At 72.7% G+C, this 19,163-nt stretch carries 17 protein-coding genes; 8 read left to right on the forward strand and 9 right to left on the reverse strand.

Translation table 11 applies throughout. From position 1 onward, the window contains the following. The first annotated feature begins 98 nt into the window (after nucleotides 1–98). From AC07B0_RS18700 to AC07B0_RS18715, 4 genes are read left to right on the forward strand one after another with little or no spacing between them, the layout of a single operon-like run. The gene (locus AC07B0_RS18700; protein ID WP_469380823.1) at nucleotides 99–1,109 is read left to right on the forward strand and encodes a metal ABC transporter substrate-binding protein; all 1,011 of its coding nucleotides are present in this window, start codon (nucleotides 99–101) and stop codon (nucleotides 1,107–1,109) included. 29 nt (nucleotides 1,110–1,138) lie between these two features. Then, the gene (locus AC07B0_RS18705) at nucleotides 1,139–1,933 is read left to right on the forward strand and encodes a metal ABC transporter ATP-binding protein (RefSeq protein WP_356874071.1); all 795 of its coding nucleotides are present in this window, start codon (nucleotides 1,139–1,141) and stop codon (nucleotides 1,931–1,933) included. Continuing rightward, nucleotides 1,933–2,802, forward strand: coding sequence for a metal ABC transporter permease (locus tag AC07B0_RS18710; RefSeq protein WP_478864534.1), 870 nt, complete (start codon nucleotides 1,933–1,935; stop codon nucleotides 2,800–2,802). The genes AC07B0_RS18705 and AC07B0_RS18710 overlap by 1 nt, the downstream gene beginning before the upstream one ends. A gap of 48 nt (nucleotides 2,803–2,850) precedes the next feature. Next, nucleotides 2,851–3,282 carry a Fur family transcriptional regulator gene (locus tag AC07B0_RS18715; protein ID WP_469380819.1) on the forward strand — a complete coding sequence of 144 codons (432 nt, stop codon included), beginning with the start codon at nucleotides 2,851–2,853 and terminating at the stop codon, nucleotides 3,280–3,282. A gap of 46 nt (nucleotides 3,283–3,328) precedes the next feature. Here AC07B0_RS18715 and AC07B0_RS18720 read toward each other — a convergent pair whose 3' ends face one another. The 6 genes from AC07B0_RS18720 to leuA all read right to left on the reverse strand — a co-directional run bounded on the left by AC07B0_RS18720 (nucleotide 3,329) and on the right by leuA (nucleotide 10,481). After that, nucleotides 3,329–3,850, reverse strand: coding sequence for a YcxB family protein (locus tag AC07B0_RS18720; protein ID WP_478898602.1), 522 nt, complete (start codon nucleotides 3,848–3,850; stop codon nucleotides 3,329–3,331). A 23-nt stretch (nucleotides 3,851–3,873) separates the two neighbouring features. Next, nucleotides 3,874–4,695 carry an isoprenyl transferase gene (locus tag AC07B0_RS18725; RefSeq protein WP_356874063.1) on the reverse strand — a complete coding sequence of 274 codons (822 nt, stop codon included), beginning with the start codon at nucleotides 4,693–4,695 and terminating at the stop codon, nucleotides 3,874–3,876. 11 nt (nucleotides 4,696–4,706) lie between these two features. Beyond that, nucleotides 4,707–5,453, reverse strand: coding sequence for a DNA repair protein RecO (gene recO, locus AC07B0_RS18730; RefSeq protein WP_356874061.1), 747 nt, complete (start codon nucleotides 5,451–5,453; stop codon nucleotides 4,707–4,709). Between the two features lie 132 nt (nucleotides 5,454–5,585). After that, nucleotides 5,586–7,148, reverse strand: coding sequence for a nucleobase:cation symporter-2 family protein (locus AC07B0_RS18735; RefSeq protein ID WP_478898603.1), 1,563 nt, complete (start codon nucleotides 7,146–7,148; stop codon nucleotides 5,586–5,588). A 638-nt stretch (nucleotides 7,149–7,786) separates the two neighbouring features. Next, on the reverse strand, nucleotides 7,787–8,482 hold the full coding sequence (locus AC07B0_RS18740) for a tellurite resistance TerB family protein (RefSeq protein ID WP_478898604.1): 696 nt from the start codon (nucleotides 8,480–8,482) through the stop codon (nucleotides 7,787–7,789). Between the two features lie 235 nt (nucleotides 8,483–8,717). After that, complete coding sequence (leuA, locus tag AC07B0_RS18745) at nucleotides 8,718–10,481, reverse strand: 2-isopropylmalate synthase (RefSeq protein ID WP_356874055.1); 1,764 nt, start codon at nucleotides 10,479–10,481, stop codon at nucleotides 8,718–8,720. 377 nt (nucleotides 10,482–10,858) lie between these two features. Here leuA and AC07B0_RS18750 point away from each other — a divergent pair, with 377 nt between their 5' ends. From AC07B0_RS18750 to AC07B0_RS18760, 3 genes are read left to right on the forward strand one after another with little or no spacing between them, the layout of a single operon-like run. After that, complete coding sequence (locus AC07B0_RS18750) at nucleotides 10,859–11,941, forward strand: M4 family metallopeptidase (RefSeq protein ID WP_356874053.1); 1,083 nt, start codon at nucleotides 10,859–10,861, stop codon at nucleotides 11,939–11,941. 10 nt (nucleotides 11,942–11,951) lie between these two features. Beyond that, entirely contained in the window at nucleotides 11,952–12,224 is a 273-nt protein-coding gene (locus tag AC07B0_RS18755) for a protealysin inhibitor emfourin (RefSeq protein WP_467298238.1), read from the forward strand. Between the two features lie 42 nt (nucleotides 12,225–12,266). Continuing rightward, nucleotides 12,267–13,076 carry a GNAT family N-acetyltransferase gene (locus AC07B0_RS18760; RefSeq protein ID WP_469380809.1) on the forward strand — a complete coding sequence of 270 codons (810 nt, stop codon included), beginning with the start codon at nucleotides 12,267–12,269 and terminating at the stop codon, nucleotides 13,074–13,076. 90 nt (nucleotides 13,077–13,166) lie between these two features. On the opposite strand, the gene era is transcribed toward AC07B0_RS18760, so the two are convergent. From era to AC07B0_RS18775, 3 genes are all read right to left on the reverse strand, one after another. After that, nucleotides 13,167–14,117 (reverse strand): GTPase Era, encoded by a 951-nt coding sequence (gene era / locus AC07B0_RS18765; RefSeq protein ID WP_356874165.1) that lies wholly within the window; start codon nucleotides 14,115–14,117, stop codon nucleotides 13,167–13,169. 944 nt (nucleotides 14,118–15,061) lie between these two features. Next, on the reverse strand, nucleotides 15,062–16,360 hold the full coding sequence (locus AC07B0_RS18770) for a WxL domain-containing protein (protein WP_478898605.1): 1,299 nt from the start codon (nucleotides 16,358–16,360) through the stop codon (nucleotides 15,062–15,064). A 108-nt stretch (nucleotides 16,361–16,468) separates the two neighbouring features. Then, entirely contained in the window at nucleotides 16,469–17,524 is a 1,056-nt protein-coding gene (locus tag AC07B0_RS18775; RefSeq protein ID WP_356874047.1) for a GlxA family transcriptional regulator, read from the reverse strand. A gap of 71 nt (nucleotides 17,525–17,595) precedes the next feature. Between AC07B0_RS18775 and AC07B0_RS18780 the strand changes: the two genes are divergently transcribed. Next, nucleotides 17,596–18,903 carry an MFS transporter gene (locus AC07B0_RS18780; protein ID WP_478864531.1) on the forward strand — a complete coding sequence of 436 codons (1,308 nt, stop codon included), beginning with the start codon at nucleotides 17,596–17,598 and terminating at the stop codon, nucleotides 18,901–18,903. Nucleotides 18,904–19,163: the final 260 nt, after the last annotated feature.

Here is a 19,163-nt window from a genome sequence, read left to right on the forward strand (position 1 = left end):
CCCCCGTATTCAAATCGGGATCCCCTTCTACGCATACCGCCCAGCCCTCCGACCTGGGTTTTTGACAATCGTTTCCATCTTTGATGAAAATGGATGTCATGAACGTACGACGCCTCATACCCACGGCCGCCCTCGCCGGTGCCGTCGCCCTCGCGGCCACGGCCCTGACCGCCTGCTCCGGAGCCGCCGACGCGGCGGCCGGCAAGGACGGCAAGGTCCACGTGGTGGCGTCGTTCTATCCGATGCAGTTCATCGCCGAGCGGATCGGCCGGGACCACGTGAAGGTCGACACCCTGACCAAGCCGGGCGTCGAACCGCACGACCTGGAGATCACCCCGAAGCAGACCGGGCAGCTGGCCGAGGCCGACGTGGTCCTCTACCTCCGGACCCTCCAGCCCGCCGTGGACAAGGCCGTCGCCCAGGCCGTCGCCCACTCCGGCCTGGAGAACGTCGTCGACGCCACCACCCTCACCAAGCTGGAGGCGCACGGCGGCCCGGGCCACGGCGAGGCGGGCCACGAGCACACCGACGGCGACGAGCACGCCGGCGGCCACGCCGAGGGCGACGGCCACGAGCACGGCGAGGCCGGCGAGGACCCGCACGTCTGGCTCGACCCGACCAAGTACGCGGAGATCGCCACGGGCTTCGGCGCCGCCATGGAGAAGGCCGACCCCGGCCACGCGGCCGACTACCGGAAGAACACCTCCGAGCTCGTCGCCCAACTGAACGCCCTGGACACCGAGTTCGAGGACGGCCTGAAGAACAAGGCCTCCAAGACCTTCATCACCACCCACTCCGCCTTCGGCTACCTCGCCGAGCGCTACGGCCTCGACCAGGAGGGCATCTCCGGCGTCGACCCCGAGGCCGAGCCCAGCCCGGCCCGGATGAAGGAACTCCAGTCCGTGGCGAAGAAGGACAACGTCACCACGGTGTTCTTCGAGACGCTGGCCAGCGACAAGACCGCCAAGAGCCTCGCCAAGGACACGGGTCTGACCACGGACGTCCTCGACCCGCTCGAGGGCATCACCGACAAGTCCCAGGGCAGTGACTACTTCGAGGTCATGCGGTCCAACCTGAAGAACCTCCAGAAGGCACTCGGAGCCAAGTAATGACACCAGCAGTCACGGAGGTGCGAGCCATGCAGTCCACACCCCGCACGGCAGAGGACGACCAGCCCGTCATATCCCTGCGCGGAGCGACGGCCTCGCTCGGCTCGCGCCCCGTGCTGCGCGGGGTCGACCTCACCGTCCGCCGCGGCGAGGTCGTCGCCCTCCTCGGCGCCAACGGATCCGGCAAGTCCACGGCCGTGCGCGCCGTCGTCGGACAGGTCCCGCTGACCGACGGCGCGCTCGCCCTCTTCGGCACCGAGTTCAAGCGCTTCCGGCAGTGGTCGCGGATCGGCTACGTACCGCAGCGCACCACCGCCGCCAGCGGCGTCCCGGCCACCGTCCGCGAAGTCGTCTCCTCGGGCCGCCTGGCCCGCTCCCGCTTCGGGATCCTGCGCAGGGCCGACAAGGAGGCCGTGGCCCGCGCCCTGGCCCTCGTCGACATGGAGGCGTACGCCGACGCGTCGGTGAACGCTCTCTCCGGCGGCCAGCACCAGCGCGTGCTCATCGCCCGGGCCCTCGCCGTCGAGCCCGAGCTGCTGATCATGGACGAGCCCATGGCGGGCGTGGACCTCGCCAACCAGGAGGTCCTCGCGAACGCCCTGCGCGAGCAGGTCGCCGCCGGTTCCACCGTCCTGCTGGTCCTGCACGAGCTGGGCCCGCTGGAGCCCCTGATCGACCGGGCCGTCGTCCTGCGCGACGGCTGCGTCGTCCACGACGGCCCGCCCCCGGAGGCCGTGGGCCAGCACGCGCTGCCGGGCCACGACCACGTACACCCCCACGCGGCGCCGGGCGCCGAGCCCCTGCGGACGGGACTGCTGAGCTGATGGAAATCCTCGACTACGCCTTCATGCAGCGTGCCCTGCTCGCGGCCACCCTCGTCGGCCTGACGGCCCCCGCGATCGGCACGTACCTGGTCCAGCGCCGGCAGGCCGTCATGGGCGACGGCATCGGCCACGTCGCCATGACCGGCGTCGCGCTCGGCTTCCTCCTGAACACCAGCCCCGTGTGGACGGCCACGCTCGTCGCGGTCGTCGGCGCGGTCGGCATGGAACTGATCCGCTCCCGCGGCAAGACCAGCGGCGACATCGCGCTCGCCATGCTCTTCTACGGCGGCCTGGCCGGCGGCGTCATGATCATCAACCTGGCTCCGGGCGGTTCCACCACGAACCTGACCGGCTACCTCTTCGGCTCCATCACCACCGTCTCCGGCGAGGACATCACCGCGGTGGTCGTCCTCGCCGCGTTCGTCGCCGTCGTCACCATCGGGCTGCGCCGCCAGCTGTTCGCCGTCTGCCAGGACGAGGAGTTCGCCCGGGTCACCGGCCTGCCGGTGCGCGCGCTGAACCTGCTGATCGCCGTCACCGCCGCCGTGACCGTGACCGTCGCGATGCGCATCGTGGGCCTGCTGCTGGTCAGCGCCATGATGGTGATCCCCGTGGCCGCCGCCCAGCGCGTCACCCGCGGGTTCACCGCGACGCTGTCGGTGGCCATGGTGATCGGCGTGCTGGTCTCGCTGACCGGCACGGCCACCACGTACTACCTCGACGCCCCGTCCGGCGGCACCATCGTGCTGCTCGCGATCGCCGTCTTCATGGTCATGACGGCCCTGTCCACTCCGCTGGCCCGGCGGCGGGCGAAGGCGGCCCGCGCGGCCGAGGAGGTCTGCACCCGCGACGACGTCAAGGTCCAGTAAGGCCGGCCGCCTGGCACAATGGGCCGAGGCCGAAACGAGGAGGAACCGGTGGCGACTGCGCCTGGCGAGACGAACACCGCGCCGGTACGAGGACGGTCCACCCGGCAGCGGGCCGCCGTGGCGGCGGCGCTGGACGAGGTGGACGAGTTCCGCAGCGCCCAGGAGCTGCACGACATGCTCAAGCACCGCGGCGACTCCGTGGGCCTGACCACCGTGTACCGCACGCTCCAGTCCCTCGCGGACGCCGGCGAGGTCGACGTGCTGCGCACCAGTGACGGCGAGTCCGTCTACCGGCGCTGCTCCACCGGGGACCACCACCACCACCTGGTCTGCCGCAAGTGCGGCAAGGCCGTCGAGGTGGAGGGCCCGGCCGTGGAGAAGTGGGCCGAGTCCATCGCGGCCGAACACGGCTACGTGAACGTCGCCCACACGGTGGAGATCTTCGGCACCTGCGCCGACTGCGCCGCCGACGCCTCCTAGGGCCGTGACCGGAAAGGTCCACCGGGTCGCGACGCCCGGCACGGCACTAGATCCTGGCCAGGTTCCGGTCAAGAACCGCCCGGATCCGGTCGATGTCGCCGGGGGCCGCGGCGGCCCTCTTCGGGAGCCAGCGCAGGTGCCCGTTGTAGTAGACGAAGACGAACAGGTTCCGGGTCTCGGCCCAGCCCGTGTACTGGGCCCAGCGGTGGGCCACCACCGTTCCGTCGGGCCGGTGGCTGCTCATTCCCAGCTCCGTGACGACGCACCGGTACGCGCGGTGTTCTGAGGCCCGGGCGTACAGCCGGCGCGCCGCCCGCCACCGGTCGAGCAGCAGGCCGAGGGCGCCGCACAGGACCCCCGCCCCGGCCGCGACGGCCAGACCGGCCGGGTCCGTGGCCCGGCCGGCCCGGAGCACGATGATCACGGGTGCCACGAGCGGCACCAGCACCAGCCAGAGCAGCAGCTCGCGACGGCCCCCGGGGGCCGCGAGGGCGCGCCACCGCAGCGCCTCCCGAACGTCGGCGCGTGCCGAGCGGTAGCTCAGCTCCACCTGCTCTGCCGTGTCCATGACGGCAGAGCGTACCGGCGTGATCAGGCCTGGGGGGCCTCGGACTGGTTCGGGACCGCGCCGCCGAAGCGGCGGTCGCGCTGGGCGTACTCCAGGCACGCCGCCCAGAGGTTGCGGCGGTCGAAGTCCGGCCACAGCACGTCCTGGAAGACCATCTCGGCGTACGCGCTCTGCCACAGCAGGTAGTTCGAGGTCCGCTGCTCGCCGCTGGGGCGCAGGAAGAGGTCCACGTCCGGCATGTCCGGGTAGTACATGTACTTCGCGAAGGTCTTCTCGTTGACCTTCGACGGGTCGAGCCGGCCCGAGGCGACGTCCCGGGCGATGGCCTGCGCGGCGTCCGCGATCTCGGCGCGGCCGCCGTAGTTCACGCAGAAGTACAGGGTCATCGCGTCGTTGTCGACGGTCTGCTCCTGGGCGACCTGGAGCTCCTGGACGACCGACTTCCACATCTTCGGCATGCGGCCGACCCAGCGGATCCGGATGCCCAGCTCGTTCATCTCGTCGCGGCGGCGGCGGATGACGTCCCGGTTGAAGTTCATCAGGAAGCGGACCTCGTCGGGCGAGCGCTTCCAGTTCTCCGTCGAGAAGGCGTAGAGGGAGAGGTTCTTGACGCCCATCTCCAGGCAGCCCTTGAGGACGTCCAGGACGACGCCCTCGCCGACCTTGTGGCCCTCGGTGCGCGGGAGGCCGCGTTCCTTGGCCCAGCGGCCGTTGCCGTCCATGACGACGGCGACGTGGTTCGGGACCAGCTCGCCGGGGATCTTCGGGGGGCGCGCACCGGACGGGTGCGGCTCGGGAACCTTGTACTCGCGGCGAGAGCGTCCCAGAATCCCGCGTCGTGCCATGTGCCCAGCTCCTATTTCTCGACGTATCGCAGGGAGCGTAGCCCGCGCTCCAGATGCCAGTGCAAATAGGCCGAGACCAGCCCGCTGCCCTCCCGCACGTGACGCGCCTCGCAGGCGTCCGCGTGACCCCAGTCGCCCGTCAGCAGGGCGCTGAGCAGAGCGATGGCCTCCGACGAGGGTACGACGGAGCCGGGGACGCGGCAGTCCCCGCATATCACCCCGCCCGCGGCGACGGAGAAGTGCCGGTTGGGGCCGTGGATGCCGCATTTCGCGCAGTCGTCGAAGCTGGGCGCGTAGCCGTTGACGGCGAGGGAGCGCAGGAGGAAGGCGTCGAGGATGAGGTTCGGCGCGTGCTCGGCGCGCGAGAGGGTCCGCAGGGCGCCGACGAGCAGGAGGTACTGCTGCACGGCGGGCTCGCCCTCGTGGTCGGTGAACCGCTCGGCGGTCTCCAGCATCGCGGTGCCGGCGGTGTAGCGGGCGTAGTCGGTGACGATGCCGTTGCCGTACGGGGCGATGATCTGGGTCTGTGTGCAGAGCGGCAGGCTGCGGCCGATCAACTCGTTGCCGCGCGCGAAGAACTGCACGTCGGCGTGGGAGAAAGGTTCCAGCCCGGCGCCGAACTTGGACTTCGTGCGCCGGACCCCGCGGGCGACGGCGCGGACGCGGCCGTGGCCGCGGGTGAGCAGCGTGATGATGCGGTCCGCCTCACCCAGCTTCTGGGTGCGCAGCACGATGCCGTCGTCGCGGAACAGACTCATGCGCCCATTGTCCCTGTACGGGGACCCGTACCGGGACCCGTACGGGAACCCGTACGGGGACGGCTGCGCTGACAGCGCGGACCCCCCGCCCGGACCGGGGTCCGGGTGGGGGGTCGGCACCCCTTGGGAGGATCAGGACGCGGGGGTTCCCGCGTCGTCGGCCCGCTCCGCGCCGGCGGGGGCCTGCGCGGCGCCCGCCGGGGTCTTGTCCGCGTCCGCCGGGGACTCGTCCGCGTCCGCCGGGGTCTCGTCCGCCGCGGCCGGGGTCTTCTCCGCGCCCGCGGGGGCGGCCGCCGCCTGGACGGGGAGGTCGACCGGGACGACGGCGGCCGGTGCCGTGTCCTTGGCGAGGCCGTTGAAGATCAGGTTGAGGACGATGGCGGCCGTGGCGCCGAGGGTGACGCCGCTGTTGAGGAGCGAGGACAGGTCCGCGTCCATGTGCTTGGTGAAGAAGACCGGGACGGTCGCGGGGAGCAGGGCGAAGGCGAGGGAGACGCCGACGATCAGGGCGTTCTTCTCCTCCTTGAGGTCGACCTTGCCGAGGGTCTGGATGCCGGCCAGGGCGACCATGCCGAACATGACGGTCGCGGCGCCGCCGAGGACGCCGTGCGGGACGGCGGCGACGACGGCGGCGGCCTTGGGCAGCAGCCCCAGGACGATCATGAAGACACCGGCGGCGACGACCACGAAGCGGCTCTTGACCTTCGTCATCCGCACGAGGCCGACGTTCTCGGCGAAGGCCACGTACGGGAAGGAGTTGAGGATGCCGCCGAGGGCGGTCGCGGCGCCGTCGGCGCGCAGGGCGCGGGCCACGGTCTCGCTGTCGATGTCCTTCTCGACGATCTCGCCGACGGCGTAGGTGTCGCCGGTCGTCTCGACCATGGTGATCAGCATGACGATGAGCATCAGGAGGATCGGGAACCACTCGAACTTCGGGGCGCCGAAGTGGAAGGGGGTGGTGACGCCGATCCAGCCGGAGTTCCCGACGTCGCCGAACTTGGCGTCGCCGAGGAGGAAGGCGACCGCGGTGCCGCCGACCAGGCCGAGGAGGATGGAGATGCTGGAGAGGAAGGGCTTGCCGATCTTCATCAGGACGAGGATGAAGAGCATCGTGCCGCCGGCGTAGGCGAAGTGCTTGGGGTCGCCGAAGTCGGGGCTGCCGACGCCGCCGGCCGCGTCGTTGAGGCCGACGGGGATCAGGACGATGCCGAGCACGGTGATGACGGTGCCGGTGACGACCGGCGGGAACAGCCTCATGACCGTGCGGAACGCCTTGGCGGGCAGCCAGGCGAAGGCGAAGGTCGCTATGCCGGCGGTGATCACCGCGCCGTAGATGACGAGCAGGGCGGCGGTGCCGCCGCCGGCGCCGAGGCCGATGGCGATCATCGGGGAGACGGCCGTGAAGGTCACGCCCTGGATCAGCGGCAGGCGCGCGCCGACCCGGCCGATGCCCCAGGCCTGGATGATCGAGGCGATGCCGCAGGTGAACAGGTCCGCGTTGATCAGGTAGACCAGCTGCTCAGGGCTCAGCTTCAGCGCGTTGCCGACGATGATCGGGACGATCACCGCGCCGGCGTAGAAGGCGAGTACGTGCTGGAAGCCGTACAGCGCGAGCTTGGGGAGGGGGAGCACCTCGTCGACCGGGTGCGTGCTCTGCTCTCCCTTGACGGAAAGCCGGGCGGCGACACGTGCCATCTCTGCCTTGCCCTTCAAAGAGGTAGGTGAACGAGAGGAATCTGGTTGTCCCTGGCCGGAGTGGGTCGCTAACCCGTTGGTCCGCCGGGGTTGTCAGTGAGAACACGTAGATCGAAGCCCCGCTGTGTTTCCGGCGGTGTCTCGTCGTGTGACCGGAATTGAACGCCTGTGGGAGGGCTCACAGATATCGTCGACTTCTACAAACTGTGGAAGCCTCAGGACGTTCGATCTGTAGGTTTCTCCAGTGGCGCCGATCGCCGTACGGGCGTATGCCCGACGCGCCCTCAGGGGACCCCTTCCGGCTGCGCGCATGCGAAGCGGACGTACCCCGCACCCGCCCCGACGTGCCCGGACGCGTTCCGCGGGCCCGGAGGACGGGCAAATCGAGACATGCGGTTCCGGCCGTCCAAGGCGTGGATGGCCGGGCGCGGAGGAGGGCCGTCCACCCCCTTGCACGGGGCGCAGGGACGGCCGGTTCACGCTCACGAGGCCGGATCGTTACCCTCTCCGGGCCCGTTTCGGACGTTCGCGCCACCGTCCGTGCCCGCCCGGACACGCGAACGGGCCCGGCGGGGGATCCCGCCGGGCCCGGAGCCGTGTGCGCCGCGCACCCCTCGTGTACGAGGGGCCGGGCGGCGCTACGGCGCGCGTACCGCGGACAGCAGCCGCGCCACCTCGTCCGCGTCCATGCGCAGGGCCGCGCCCACGGTGGCCAGCACCTCACGCTCGGCGGGGATGTACGGCCCGTCCGCGAGCGCGATCCGGGCGCCCTGGAGCAGGATCGACGCGCGGCCCGGACCGGCCAGGTGCGGGGCGAGGGGCTCCAGCGCCTCGTGCAGCTCTATCGACAGGGCGGCCCCGCAGCACTCCGGGCCGTCGTACAGCCCGAGCCGGCCCTCGTCCGTGGCCAGCGCCTCCACCATGGACTCCAGCTGCTCCTCCGTGCAGTCCTGGAACCCGGCGGCCCGTACGGCCGACACGGAGGCCCCCAGGGCGCTGCGGGAGGCCGTACCGCCCGCGGCGAGGACCGCCAGGGTCACGGTGTGCACCGCGTCCCGCAGCAGGGCGGAGAAGCGGGTGGTGGTGAGGTGGTCCAGTACGTCGGTGTCGAAGCGCTCCTTGCAGGAGTGGCATTCGACGACGGGACCGGCCTGGCCCCGCGGCAGCAGCGGAACGCCGAGCACCGTGAACCGGCGGCGCCCGGTGCGCCTGCGGTAGTTGCGGTCACCGCCGCAGCCGGGGCAGAAGAACTCCCCGTCTCCCACGGTGCTCCAGGTGGTGCGGATGCCCCAGGCCGTCAGCTTCCGGCCGTCCCCACCCCGAACTGGCAGCACGTCGCACCTCCGTAACCTTCCGGCAACATCGCCGGGTTGGCGTGATGTTAGCCACATCGGTGAGGATGCGTCAGCCGTGTGACAAGACAACCTCGCGCGAGGGGGCGTACTTGGCCGGTCTGCGCCCCCTCCGCGGCCCTCGTACCCGGCGGCCCGTCCCGGCCGGGACGGGGTGCGGCGGAGCCCCGCCCCTCCCCCGCGCGGGCGGGATGGGGACGGGGCTCCGGCGGGTGGTTCAGCGGCCCGCGCGGTTGACGGCGGAGATGACCGCCTTCAGGGAGGCGCGGGTGGTGTTGGCGTCGATGCCGATGCCCCACAGGACGCGGCCGTCGATCGCGCACTCGATGTACGAGGCGGCCACGGCGGAGGCGCCCTCGCTCATGGTGTGCTCGGTGTAGTCCAGCAGGCGGGCATCGATGCCGATGCCGGCCAGGGCGTCGAAGAAGGCCGAGATCGGACCGTTGCCGGTGCCGGTCAGTACGGCCTCCACCCCGTCCACGACCGCCTCGACGGTCAGCGTGTCCGTGCCGTCCTTGTCGGTGGCCGTCGAGCCGGAGCGCAGCTGGATACGTCCCCACGGGTTCTGCGGGTTGGGCAGGTACTCGTCCGAGAAGACGTCCCAGATGGCCTTCGGCGTGACCTCGCCGCCCTCGGCGTCGGTCTTGGCCTGGATGATCCGGGAGAACTCGATCTGCATGCGGCGCGGCAGGTCCAGCTTGTGGTCGTTCTTCAGGACGTACGCGATGCCGCCCTTGCCGGACTGCGAGTTGACCCGGATGACGGCCTCGTAGGAACGGCCGACGTCCTTGGGGTCGATGGGCAGGTACGGAACGGCCCACTCGATGTCGTCGACGGTCTTGCCCGCGGCGGCCGCGTCGGCCTCCATGGCGTCGAAGCCCTTCTTGATGGCGTCCTGGTGGGAGCCGGAGAAGGCCGTGTAGACCAGATCGCCCGCGTAGGGGTGGCGCGGGTGCACTTCCATCTGGTTGCAGTACTCGCTCGTGCGACGGATCTCGTCGATCTGCGAGAAGTCGATCTGCGGGTCGATGCCCTGCGAGAACAGGTTCATGCCCAGCGTGATCAGGTCGACGTTGCCGGTGCGCTCGCCCTGCCCGAACAGGCAGCCCTCGATGCGGTCGGCGCCGGCCATCAGGGCCAGCTCGGCGGCGGCGACGGCGGTGCCGCGGTCGTTGTGCGGGTGCACGGAGATGCAGATGTGCTCGCGACGGGTCAGGTTGCGGGCCATCCACTCGAAGCGGTCCGCGTGGGTGGAGGGCGTCGAGCGCTCCACGGTGGCGGGCAGGTTCAGGATGATCTCGCGGCCCTCGGCGGGCTGCCAGACGTCACAGACGGCCTCGCAGACCTCCAGGGCGAAGTCCAGCTCGGTGTCGGTGAAGATCTCCGGGCTGTACTGGTAGCCGAAGGTGGTCTCCGGGCCCAGCAGCTTCTCGGCGTACTCCATGACCAGGCGGGTGCCGTCGACGGCGATCTGCTTGATCTGCTCCTTCGAACCGCGGAAGACCACGCGGCGGAAGGTGGGGGCGGTCGCGTTGTACAGGTGGACGGTGGCGCGCTTGGCGCCGACCAGGGACTCCACGGTCCGCTCGATCAGGTCCTCGCGGGCCTGGGTCAGTACGGAGATGGTGACGTCGTCCGGGATCGCGCCCTCTTCGATGATGGAGCGCACGAAGGCGAAGTCGGTCTCGCCGGAGGAGGGGAAGCCGACCTCGATCTCCTTGTAGCCCATGCGCACCAGCAGGTCGAACATCTCGCGCTTGCGGGCGGGGGTCATCGGGTCGATCAGCGACTGGTTGCCGTCGCGCAGGTCGGTGGAGAGCCAGCGGGGAGCCTTGGTGACGCGGGCGTCCGGCCAGGTGCGGTCCGGGATCTCGACCTGCTCGTAGAAGCCGTACTTGTGGATCGGCATACCGGAGGGCTGCTGGGTGTGGGTCGCGTTGGTGATGGGCGTGGGGCGACCGACAAAAGGCTGCTGGCTCATGGCGTTGGGCTCCTCGCGTGTCCGCGTGTAGTTCGCTGGGACGGCCGACGGGCGGTCGTAAAAACCGCAACACCAAACTCCGCGGGGAGGGGGTCGGCCTACGACTACAGACCCTCGCCGCGGCAGCTAAGGAGAAGCAGCCCGATACGCATGATGGGCCGAGCCTAGCCGAGCCGCGCCGTAACGCGAGGACCTGTTTCAGTATGCAAGACCCAGGGGTCCGATTTACACCCTTTGTGAGGTATTCCCTTTTCCGGGCGCGAGGTCGGCGCGAGGTCCGGTCGATCCGTCAACGCGGCATGACGGCTTTCAGACAAGAGAATGAATCATGCTCGCGGGTAGTGACAGAGTCATCACCCACTGCCACATTGCCGGTCATGGACGCCTCCCTTTCCCCAGGCCACACCCACCACCCCGTCTTCTGCACCGTCGTGCCCCCGCACCTGCTCGACAAGGCCGCGCGCTCCGCCGACAGCGGCCGGGCCGATGCCGCGCAGCGCACGCTGGAGCAGGACGCCTTCCTGCGCACCCGGCGCCGGATCAGCACCGTCCGCGGCATCGCCCCTGCGGCCGCCGTCCCCGCCGCCGACACCCCGCTGCGGACCGTCTACGACGCCCAGCACCGCACCCGGCTGCCCGGGAAGAAGGTCCGCGGGGAGGGCGACGAGCCGGGCCGGGACGCCACCGTCAACCGGGCCTACGCCGGGCTCGGCGCGACGTTCGAACTGTTCCTGCAGGGCTTCGGGCGGCGCTCCATCGACGACTCCGGGCTGGCCCTGGACGCGACCGTGCACTACGGCGAGGACTACAACAACGCCTTCTGGGACGGCCGCCAGATGGTCTTCGGCGACGGCGACGGCGACCTGTTCCTCGACTTCACGGTGGCGGTGGACGTCATCGGGCACGAGCTGACCCACGGCGTCACCCAGTACACGGCCAACCTCGACTACCACGGCCAGTCGGGCGCGCTGAACGAGTCCATGTCGGACGTCTTCGGCTCCCTGATCAAGCAGTACTCGCTCGGGCAGAACGCCGACGAGGCCGACTGGCTGATCGGCGCCGGACTCCTCGGCCCCAACGTCACCGGCGTCGCGCTGCGCTCCATGAAGGCGCCGGGGACGGCGTACGACGACGACGAGCTCGGCAAGGACCCGCAGCCCGGGACCATGGACGACTACGTGACCACCTCCCGCGACAACGGGGGCGTCCACATCAACTCCGGCATCCCGAACCACGCCTTCTACATCGCGGCGACCGAACTGGGCGGCCGGGCCTGGGAGCGGGCCGGACAGATCTGGTACGACACCCTCACCGGCGGCGAACTGGCGGAGAAGGCGGACTTCGCCGACTTCGCCCGGCTGTCGGAGGCCGCGGCCGTCGCCCGGTACGGGGACGGCGGCGCCGAGCACCGGGCCCTGCAGAAGGCCTGGACGGCGGTAGGCGTCCCGCTGGCGGGGTAGGACGCTCCCCATGCGCATCGAGGTGGTCAGAACGGGCGGTTTCGCGGGCATCGAACGCCGGGCCGAGGTGGACACCTCCGGCCGGTCCGACGAGGACGAGTGGCGGGCGCTGGCCCTGCTGGCCCTGCGGCCGGACCCGCAGGGCCGGCCGGGCCCGGGCGGGGTCCGCGACGGGTTCTCGTACCGGATCACGGTCGACGGGCGGACGGTGTCCTGCCACGACCCGCACCTGTCGGAGGCCCAGCGGAACCTGATCGCGCGCGTGCTGAAGGAGGGCGCCTGAAACCCGGGTGACCGGCCGGTCCCCCTTTGCTTGGATGACCGGATGACGAACACGATCTTGGACGCGCTGGAGCGGTACTACGACACCGTCCCCCGGCACGGCGGGGCCCGCGCCGAGGACTTCGGACCGCTGACCCTCTTCGTACAGGAGGGCACGGGCTGGCCGTACTACGCGCGGCCCGCCCTCGGCGGCCCCGCCGCCACGGCGGCGGACGTGGAGCGGGTACGGGAGCGGCAGCGCGAGCTGGAGCTTCCCGAGGCCTTCGAGTGGGTGGCCGAAACCAGCCCCTCCCTGCGGGCCGCCGTGGAAGCGGCCGGACTCCACGTCCACGCACACCCGCTGATGGCCCTCGACGCGGACGCGGAACCCCTCGCCCCGCATCCCGACGTACGGATCCTCGACGCCGCGGACCCGTTGCTCGCGGCGGCCGTGACCGTGCCGGCCCTGGCCTTCTCGGCGCCCGGCACGGCACTCGGCGAGGCGGGCCCCGCGGAGCTGGCCGTGGCGCTGGCCGGCCCGGAGGTGGAGCAGCGCCGCGCCCGGGTCGCGGAGATGCTCACGGCGTCCCGTACGGCGATGGCGGCGGCCGTGCGGGACGGGGTGGTGCTCTGCTCGGGCATGTACAACCCCGTCGGGGACGTCGCCGAGGTCGTCGCCGTGGGCACGCTGCCCGCCGCCCGGCGGCAGGGGCTGGCCCTCGCGGTGACGGCGGCCCTGGTGGCGCGGGCCCGCGAGCGCGGGGCGCGGACGGTGTTCCTGTCGGCCGGCGACGAGGACGTGGCCCGGATCTACGGCCGCGCCGGGTTCCGCCGGGTGGGAACGGCCCTGATCGCGGAACCCCCGCAGGCGTAGTCCGGCCCCGGACGGAGCCCGGCCCTGCGGCGGCCGCCCCGCCCACGTGGTGAAGGTCCGGCGGCTGCCCCAGGCCGTGTCGTCAGGAGATCAGAAGCCGAGCTTGCGGAGCTGCTTGGGGTCGCGCTGCCAGTCCTTGGCGACCTTCACGTGCAGGTCGAGGAAGACCGGCGTGCCGAGCAGCGCCTCGATGTGCTTGCGCGACTTCATGCCGACCTCCTTCAGGCGCGAGCCCTTCGGGCCGATGATGATGCCCTTCTGGCTCGGACGCTCGATGTAGACGTTGGCGTGGATGTCGAGCAGGGGGCGGTCGGCCGGGCGGTTCTCGCGCGGGATCATCTCCTCGACCACGACGGCGATGGAGTGCGGGAGTTCGTCGCGCACGCCTTCCAGCGCGGCCTCGCGGATGAGCTCGGCGACCATGACCATCTCGGGCTCGTCGGTGAGGTCGCCCTCCGGGTACAGGGGCGGGCTCTCCGGCAGCAGCGGCGCGATCAGGTCGGCCAGCAGCTGGACCTGGCTGTCGCCGACCGCCGAGACGGGCACGATCTCGGCCCACTCGAAGCCGAGCTCGGCGCCGAGCTGGTGCACGGCGAGGAGCTGTTCGGCGAGCGCCTTGGACTCGACCAGGTCGGTCTTGGTGATGATGGCGATCTTGGGGGTCTTCTTGATCCCCGCGAGCTCCTTGGCGATGAACTTGTCGCCGGGGCCGAGCTTCTGGTCGGCGGGCAGGCAGAAGCCGATGACGTCGACCTCGGCCCAGGTGGTCCGCACGACGTCGTTCAGGCGCTCGCCGAGCAGGGTGCGCGGCTTGTGGAGACCGGGCGTGTCGACCAGGACGAGCTGCGCGTCCTTGCGGTGCACGATGCCGCGCACGGTGTGGCGGGTGGTCTGCGGCCGGTTGGAGGTGATCGCGACCTTGGTGCCCACGAGCGCGTTGGTCAGGGTCGACTTGCCCGCGTTGGGGCGGCCGACGAAGCAGGCGAAGCCCGCGCGGTGCGGGGCGGTGGGCTCGGGGGAACGATCGCTCATACGGGCCATTCTCCCCGATGCGGCTCCCAGCGCCGACCAGGCCACCGCCAGGAGCACCGAAGCGAGGGCCAGTGCGGTCGTGAGCGGGGGGTGCGCGGTGTGGTCGGCGGCGCCCCGGGCGGTGGCTCCCCCGGCCTCGGCCGCCACCGTCAGCCGGCTCCATTCCAGGTCGGGCGGGTCGTCCCAGTGGGCGCTGAGCGTGACCTGCCGGCCGGGCAGCAGTTCGGCGGGCAGGCCGGTGAGCTCGCGGCGGAGCAGGGTCCGGCCGAGGAATCCGGCGGCGGTGAGGGTGGCGCGGGGGCGCAGGGTGACGTTGCCGAGGTTGTGGAGGGTGTACGTGATCACCGCGCCGCTCCCGCTGCCCGCGACCCGGACGTCCTGGACGGCGAGGGCGGGGGCGGTGGGTCCCGTCACCCGCAGGTACATCCGGGCGGCGACGGCCTGCCGCACGCCGATGCCCCGGGCCGTGGTGGTGGCGGGCAGGTCCTCGACCGCGACGACGGCTCCGGGGTGGTCGCCCGGTGCGGCCCGCTCGGGGACGGTGACGGTGAAGGCGACGTCCGCCGTGCCGCCGGCCGGTACGGTGATCCGCTCCCGCGCGAGCCGGGTCCAGGCGGCGGCGCCGAGCCGCGGCTCGTCGGGGCCGCGCAGGGCGAAACCGCCGTCGCGGGCGGTGTTGTGGGCGTCGGCGGCGTAGAGGAGGAAGGTACGGGGCCGGTCGGTGCGGTTGGCGACGGTGACCGTGTCCCGGAGCTCACCGCCCGGCGGGGCGGAGAGGTAGAAGTAGGGGCGCTGCCCGACGGTCGTGGCGGCCGGGAGGACGGACCACTGGCCGTTGTCCGCGGCGGCGGCCGGTCCGGCCGTGGCGGCGGACCCGAGCAGGACGAGGCCCAGCACGGCCAGGACGGCCGGCGCGGCCAGGACGGCCCGTACCCGAACGGCCCGTACCGCCGTCACGACAGGGTCAGCGTCAGGACCGCCGTGTACGCGCCCGGCGGGGTGTAGGGCGGCACCCGGAGGGTGACGGCGGCGTCCACCGTGAAGGTGCCGCCGGTCAGCGGGGCGTCGGCCGTGGAGGCCAGTACGGCCCCGTCCGGGCCGACCACGCCCGCGCTGCCCGCCGCGCAGGTGCCGGGGCTGCCCTCGGCGGCGGTGCAGGACGGGGTCCAGGACAGCGAGGCCCCGGGGATGCGGACGCCGCCCGGCCCGGTGAAGTCGGTGACCTTGCCGACCAGTGACCAGCCGGCGGGCCCGCCCCGGGCGTCCTTGACGGTGACGGTGCCGATCCGTCCCGGCGCCGCGCCGCCGTCCCCGTACGGGACCGCGCCCAGGGTCACCGACTCGCCCGCCTGGGTCATGGCGAGGGTGCCCGGTTCGACGGTGGCCGTCACCTTCTGGGCCGCGGCTTCGGGCGCGGGCGGCGGCGGGGCGGGCTCGACGACCGTGTACGCCGCCGGGGCGGTGCCCCGCTGCGCCGACCAGGCCGTGCCCTCGTACGCGACCACGCCGGTCGTCGCGCGGTCCGTCAGGGGCAGCTCCGCCTGCACCGCCCCGTGCGCGTCGGCGGTGGCCGCGACCCGGTCGGCGGTCTCGGCGGCCCCCGCCCGGCCCGCCACGGTCACGGCCGCGCCCGGGGCGAAGCCCGCTCCGGTGACCTTGACGCGGGCGCCGGGTGTTCCGTAGGCCGACGCGAGGGTGACGCCGCGCAGGTTGGCGGTGGGGAGCGGGGCCGCGGTCAGCCGTTCGGAGACCGGGGCCGCCGTCGCCGGGGTGCAGACGGTGTCCAGGTCCAGCAGGTGGCCGGTGTGCAGGGTGTAGGGGCCGGGGGCCAGGGCGATCGGGCCGGGCGCGGTGACGGTGAAGGTGCCGGTCATGGTGACGGCGGGCAGGGCCCCGCCGGGCTGGACCGGCTCGTTGCGCTTGGCGCCGGTGACGGTGACCGCGCCGCTCTGCGCGCCCCCGAGCAGGACCCGTCCGGTGGGGGTGAGCACGTCGGCGGGCAGTTCGGAGGGGAGCGGGTTCACCGCCGGGGTCGCGGCCACCTGGTAGGTCACCGTCACCGTGTCCCCGACGCGCGGCGCCGGGTCGTCGACGGTGATCCGGGCCGTCGTCGGCCCGTCCGCGGGCGGCAGTCCGGCCTGCTGCGGCGGCAGGCAGTGCGTGGGGAACTCGACCTGCCCCGGGGGCGTTTCCCCCACGGCGGCGGCCGGTGCGCTCAGCGCGCCCCCGGTCACCGCGGCGAGTACGGCCATGCCGACGGCCGCCGACCGTCTCCTGCTGCGCGCGCCTGTTCGCACTGCCCGCCCCCCGCGTTCCGCCGCCCCGACAGGGGGCCATTCACGAGCGGGCGGCGGGAGAAGTCAAGGCACGGACCCGGCAGGGTCTGATGGCCCATCAGGAGCTGGCAGGGTGGCGGGAGCCATCCCCTTGCCGGAGGCGCGGAAGGTGCGCCGGTAGGCCGTCGGGCTCACCCCCAGCGCCGCCTGGACGTGCTTGCGCAGCGACTGCGCCGTCCCGAAGCCCGCCTCCCGCGCCACCTGCTCCATCGGCAGCTCCGTGCGCTCCAGCAGCCGCCGGGCCCGCTCCACCCGCTGGCCGGTGATCCACTCCCCCGGGCTGACCCCGGACTCCTCGCGGAACCGGCGCGTGAAGGTCCGTACCGACACGGCCTCCTGCCGGGCCAGATCGCTCAGCCGCAGCGGTTCGTGCAGCCGGTCCAGCACCCAGGCGCGCGCGGCCGTGGTGCTGGCCAGCTGCGGCTCGGGCACCGGGCGCTCGATGAACTGGGCCTGTCCGCCCTCCCGGTGGGGCGGTACGACGGTCCGCCGGGCCACCTCGTTGGCGACGGCCGCTCCGTGGTCGCGGCGCACGATGTGCAGGCACAGGTCGATCCCGGCGGCGACCCCCGCGGAGGTGAGGACGTCCCCGTCGTCGGTGTAGAGCACGCCCGGGTCCACCTTCACGGCGGGGAAGAGCCGCTGGAAGTGCTCGGCGGAGGCCCAGTGGGTGGTGGCCGGACGGCCGTCCAGGTACCCGGCGGCGGCCAGTACGTAGCCGCCCGTGCAGATCGAGACGAGCCGGGTGCCGGGCCGGACGTGCGCGAGGGCCGCCGCGAGCTCCGCGGTGAGCACCCCGTGCTCGTGCACCGCCCCCAGCTCGTACGAGGCGGGCACCACCACGGTGTCGGCCGTGGCCAGCAGCTGCGGGCCGTGCTCGACGTGGACGGCGAAGTCGGCGTCCGTGGACACCGGTCCGGGGGCGAGTCCGCAGGTGAGGATCTCGTAGAGCGGCCGCCCGGACGGATCCTTGGCCCGGCCGAAGATCCGGTGCGGGATGCCGAGCTCGAACGGCAGCAGCCCGGCCAGGGCGAGGACGACGACGCGGTGGGGGTGGTGGGCCCGAGGATTCCGCTCCATGGCCCGATCGTACCGAAGCATGACGGTCAGGCCACTGTCGGCGGGTGCCCCGCAGGCCGGAAGCTGTCGGCGTGACGCAGACAGCACCCACCTCCACCACCCCCGCCGACGGCGGCCCCCGGGCTCCCCGCCGGCCCGGCCGCATCCACCGCGCCTGGTACGCCGCGGCCGTCTCCTTCGTGACGATCATCGGCGCCGCCGCGTTCGCCTCCCTGCCCGGACTCCTCATCGAACCGCTGCACGAAGAGTTCGACTGGTCGCGCGGCACGATCGGCTTCGCCGTCTCCGTCAACCTCGCCCTCTACGGGCTCACCGCGCCGTTCGCCGCCGCGCTGATGGACCGCTTCGGCATCCGCAAGGTCGTCGCCCTGGCCCTCACCGTCATAGCCGGCGGCTCCGTGGCCACGGTGTGGATGACCGCGCCGTGGCAGCTGGTGCTGTTCTGGGGCGTCCTGGTCGGCCTCGGCAGCGGCTCGATGGCCCTGGCCTTCGCGGCCACCGTCACCAACCGCTGGTTCACCGCCCGGCGCGGCCTCGTCACCGGCGTCCTCACCGCGGCGGGCGCCTCCGGTCAGCTGGTCTTCCTGCCGCTGCTGTCCTGGCTGGTCGAACACCACGGCTGGCGCCCGGCGGCGGTCACGGTGTCGCTCGCGGCGCTGTCCGTCGTGCCGTTCGTGTGGCTGCTGCTGCGCGACCACCCCGCGGACGTGGGGCTCGCGCCGTACGGGGGCACGTACGCGGAGAAGCCCGCGCCGGTGCCGGGCGCGGCGCGGCGGGCGGTGACGGTGCTGGCCAAGGCCGCCCGTACGGGGCCCTTCTGGCTGCTGGCCGGTACCTTCGCGATCTGCGGGGCCTCGACGAACGGCCTGGTCAAGACCCACTTCGTGCCGGCGGCGCACGACCACGGCATGCCGGTGACGGCTGCCGCCGGGCTGCTGGCGGTGATCGGGGTGTTCGACGTCGTCGGCACCATTGCCTCCGGCTGGTTCACGGACCGCTTCGAGGCGCGGCGGCTGCTGGCGGTCTACTACGCGCTGCGGGGGATCTCGCTCCTGTTCCTGCCGATGCTGCTGGCGCCGAGCGTGCACCCGCCGATGGTGTTCTTCATCGTCTTCTACGGCCTGGACTGGGTCGCCACCGTCCCGCCGACCATCGCCCTGTGCCGGGAGCACTACGGGGAGGACAGCGCGATCGTCTTCGGCTGGGTCCTGGCCTCGCACCAGGTGGGCGCGGCCCTGGTCGCCTTCCTCGGCGGCGTCGCCCGGGACGTCTTCGGCTCGTACGACCTCGTCTGGTACGCGTCGGGCGCGCTGTGCGCGGCGGCGGCGCTGATGGCGATGGTAATCCGCCGCAGCCCTGGCCGGGCGGGGGCCGGCTGAGGCCGCTGCCCTGGCCGGGCGGGGGTCGGATGGAGCCGCTGCCCTGGCCGGGCGGGGGCCGGATGGGGTGGGTGCCGTGCCCGGCGGCTGCGGGTGGGGGCCGGTGCCTTGGCCGGGCGGGCCGGGTGAGCCGGTGCGCTCCGGCGGGCGGCTGCGGGTGGGGCGGGGGGGGGGGGGGGGGGGGGGGGGGGGGGGGGGGGGGGGGGGGGGGGGGGGGGGGGGGGGGGGGGGGGGGGGGGGGGGGGGGGGGGGGGGGGGGG

The organism is Streptomyces sp. NPDC044704, assembly GCF_056433525.1.